The sequence below is a fragment of the Okeania sp. SIO2F4 genome (assembly GCF_010672385.1).
In the GTDB taxonomy this organism is placed as follows: domain Bacteria; phylum Cyanobacteriota; class Cyanobacteriia; order Cyanobacteriales; family Microcoleaceae; genus Trichodesmium.
Window position 1 is genome coordinate 1 of record NZ_JAAHGT010001106.1, and the last position, 2,870, is coordinate 2,870.

Sequence of the window (2,870 nt, forward strand, 5' to 3'; positions counted from 1 at the left end):
GCCAACCCATCCCTTCTTTAAAAAGAATTATCATTATCAAACACGAAAAATCAATATTTTATACAGAGGTATAGTTATTGAAATCTTTATCTAGTAGTAGTTTCGGGGTGCTTGTCACCCCGTGAGGGGTAGGAGTCAGGTAGGGGAGCCGTCGGATTGGCGACGTACAGGAAAAATGCGAATTACAGAGGATGTAGTCTGAAGAATTGTCTCTCAATTTTTCCGCCCTTGTCTACTCAAAATCCTTACCTGTGTGAGCTTAAGGGATCTAAAAGCTAGCACTTTTTTGTGCCAAAAAAGGCTAAAGCATTTACATACAAAGGCTTTTAGATTTAATCAGCTCGACCAAGAAAAAAGAAAATTAAGTATTTCAAGCCTCCTACTGAAGTAGGAGGTACTGTGAACTTATAGCTGATAACTGATAACTTATAGCTGATAACTGATAACTGATAACTGATAACTGATTCAAGGCATTCGCCAAACTTTGATAGTTTGATCTACACTGCCACTCACTAAGGTTTTCCCATCGGGAGTAATAGCAAGACAACTTATTTGTTCCGTATGACCAAAAAATGTCTCTAATTTTTCTTCAGTAATTGTATTCCAAATAGTAATATTGTCACTACCACTAACTATTGTTTGGCTATCAGCACTGAAAACCACAGCTTTAACTGCACTTGTACTTGGTGTAATTATACTTTCCTCTTCTCCTGTATATAAATCCCAGACTCTAATGGTTCCATCGTTACTCCCACTAGCTAAGGTTTGATTATTTGGACTGATGGCGATAGCATTAACTGCCTTGGTATGTCCTTCTAAAGTTTGTCTGCGAATACCTGTACTCAGATTCCACAGTCTAATAGTACCATCTTCACTACCGCTAATTAAAATCGTCCCATCCCGGCTAAAAGCTAGAGTATTTACTCCATATTCCTTATCTGGTATGCGAGTAAGTATTCGACTACCTGTTGTGAGGTTCCACAACTTCATTAGTCGATCGCTCCCAACACTTGCTAATGTCTGTCCATCAGGACTAATGGCAACTGCATTTACTTGACCATCATGACCTGGAATATCTTTTGATAGTTTACCAGTTGTAAGATCCCATATTTTGATTGTTTGATCTGCACTGCCACTTACCAATATTTCACCATTAGGACTTATTGCCAGAGTAGTTACTCGATTTGCATGAGCATTTTCAATATTATTTCTTAGTTCCCCAGTCCTGAGGTTCCAAATTTTGATGGTACTTAAGCTGCCACTAGCTAAAGTTTGACCATCTGGTGTCAGGGCTAGCGCATTTACTTCCCCGAGATAACCATTTAAGGTTTTTTCTAAAAATCGACTACTGTTTAAACCTCGCAACAAAAAAACTGGATGACTAGGAAATATTCCGTAGCGCCAAAAGCCATAAAACTGAGAAGTTGCCACTGCTAATAGCAACATTGTCAACCCTACTATTAGGTTATTTATAAATTTAATTCTTGACTTAATTTTTGATTTATTACCAGATATCTTTGTACTTGTTTTTGTTTTTAGTTTTGTCTTAACTTTATGCCTAGTGTGAGTTTTTTCTGTTGGTAGTTTTGTATTTTCCCTAGTTGAACGACCTGGTTGAGCAGGAGAAGAAATTCGAGTATCATTTCCTGGACTATTTTCTGTTTCTAGGTCTGCCAGACACTGCAAAATCATCATTGGATTTTGAGGTCTATTACCGGGAAAAGGTGCCATTAAATAATCTATGACATCTTTAAATTCTGTTGATATTTGAGTAGCATATTTGTGCCATTGAAGTTTTCCAGAGCGTGGATTTTCTGGAAAAGCTGTTGGGGGTTTACCTGTTAATAAGTATACAAAAGTACGTCCTAAAGCAAAAAAATCTGATTGAGGTACAGCTTTACCATTAGTTTGCTCTGGAGCAGTATATCCGGGTGAGACAATGCCTGTAACATTTTGGCCTTGACCTACTTTCACCAAGTAGGTATCAGATACCTCTCTCACAGTGCCAAAGTCTATCAACACCAATTGGCCATTTTTCCTCCGCATAATATTGTGGGGCTTAATATCTCTATGGAAATAATTTTGCTGATGAACTTTGTCCAATATTTCCGATAATTGTGTTAGCCAATCCACTGCTTGAGTTTGATTTATTGGCCTATGGCGACGACTTTTCATCCAATCCATCAAATTTGAGCCGTCGATAAACTCCATTACCAGACAGTGTAGAGGATCTTCACTGTCTGCTGGGAAGAATGTAAAATAACCATCGTCTTCTATTTTAGGAATCCCAGGATTTCGTAAACTGATAAGTACCTGTGCTTCCTGTTGAAACAGAGAGATAGCTTTCGGATGACTTTTCAGTAATACTTTGAGAACTTTTTTTACCCCTTGATCTTCTACAAGATAAGTTTTGCCAAAACCTCCTCCCCCAAGAGGTTGGATAATACGATACCGATTTTGCACCAGCAATTGTGAGCCACATTGGCAACAGGTACGTTTACCAGCATTTAATGGATCGGAGGGGTTGGGGCAATTGGGATTAAGGCAGTAACTCACAGAAGCCAGATACCCAGATTTGTATAGCTTTGCTTTATTACACTATAGCTTGAAGTGGTTCAATTTCACACTCTTACTATAATATTATTCATTTTTGCAGATTTTTTGAGTTTAATATAAGTATTTTTATAGAGATAGTCAAAACAATCTATACTTTTTATAATTTTAAGTTCCAACCAGCGATCGCCATACAACTCCATCCTATTATAAATGCTACTCCGCCTATGGGTGTAATGGCTCCTAACCATTTTATCCCGGTTAGACTCAGAGCATATAAACTACCAGAAAAAATTGCTATTCCGGCAATAAAGGCA

2 protein-coding genes are annotated in these 2,870 nt (G+C 37.9%); both read right to left on the minus strand.

Going from position 1 to position 2,870, the window contains the following annotated elements; translation table 11 throughout:
- Nucleotides 1-465: 465 nt before the first annotated feature.
- Nucleotides 466-2,556, minus strand: coding sequence for a serine/threonine-protein kinase (locus F6K22_RS37595; protein ID WP_293109905.1), 2,091 nt, complete (start codon nucleotides 2,554-2,556; stop codon nucleotides 466-468).
- 157 nt (nucleotides 2,557-2,713) lie between these two features.
- A partial coding sequence (locus tag F6K22_RS37600) for a DUF423 domain-containing protein (RefSeq protein ID WP_293109906.1) occupies nucleotides 2,714-2,870 on the minus strand: 157 nt, incomplete at its 5' end.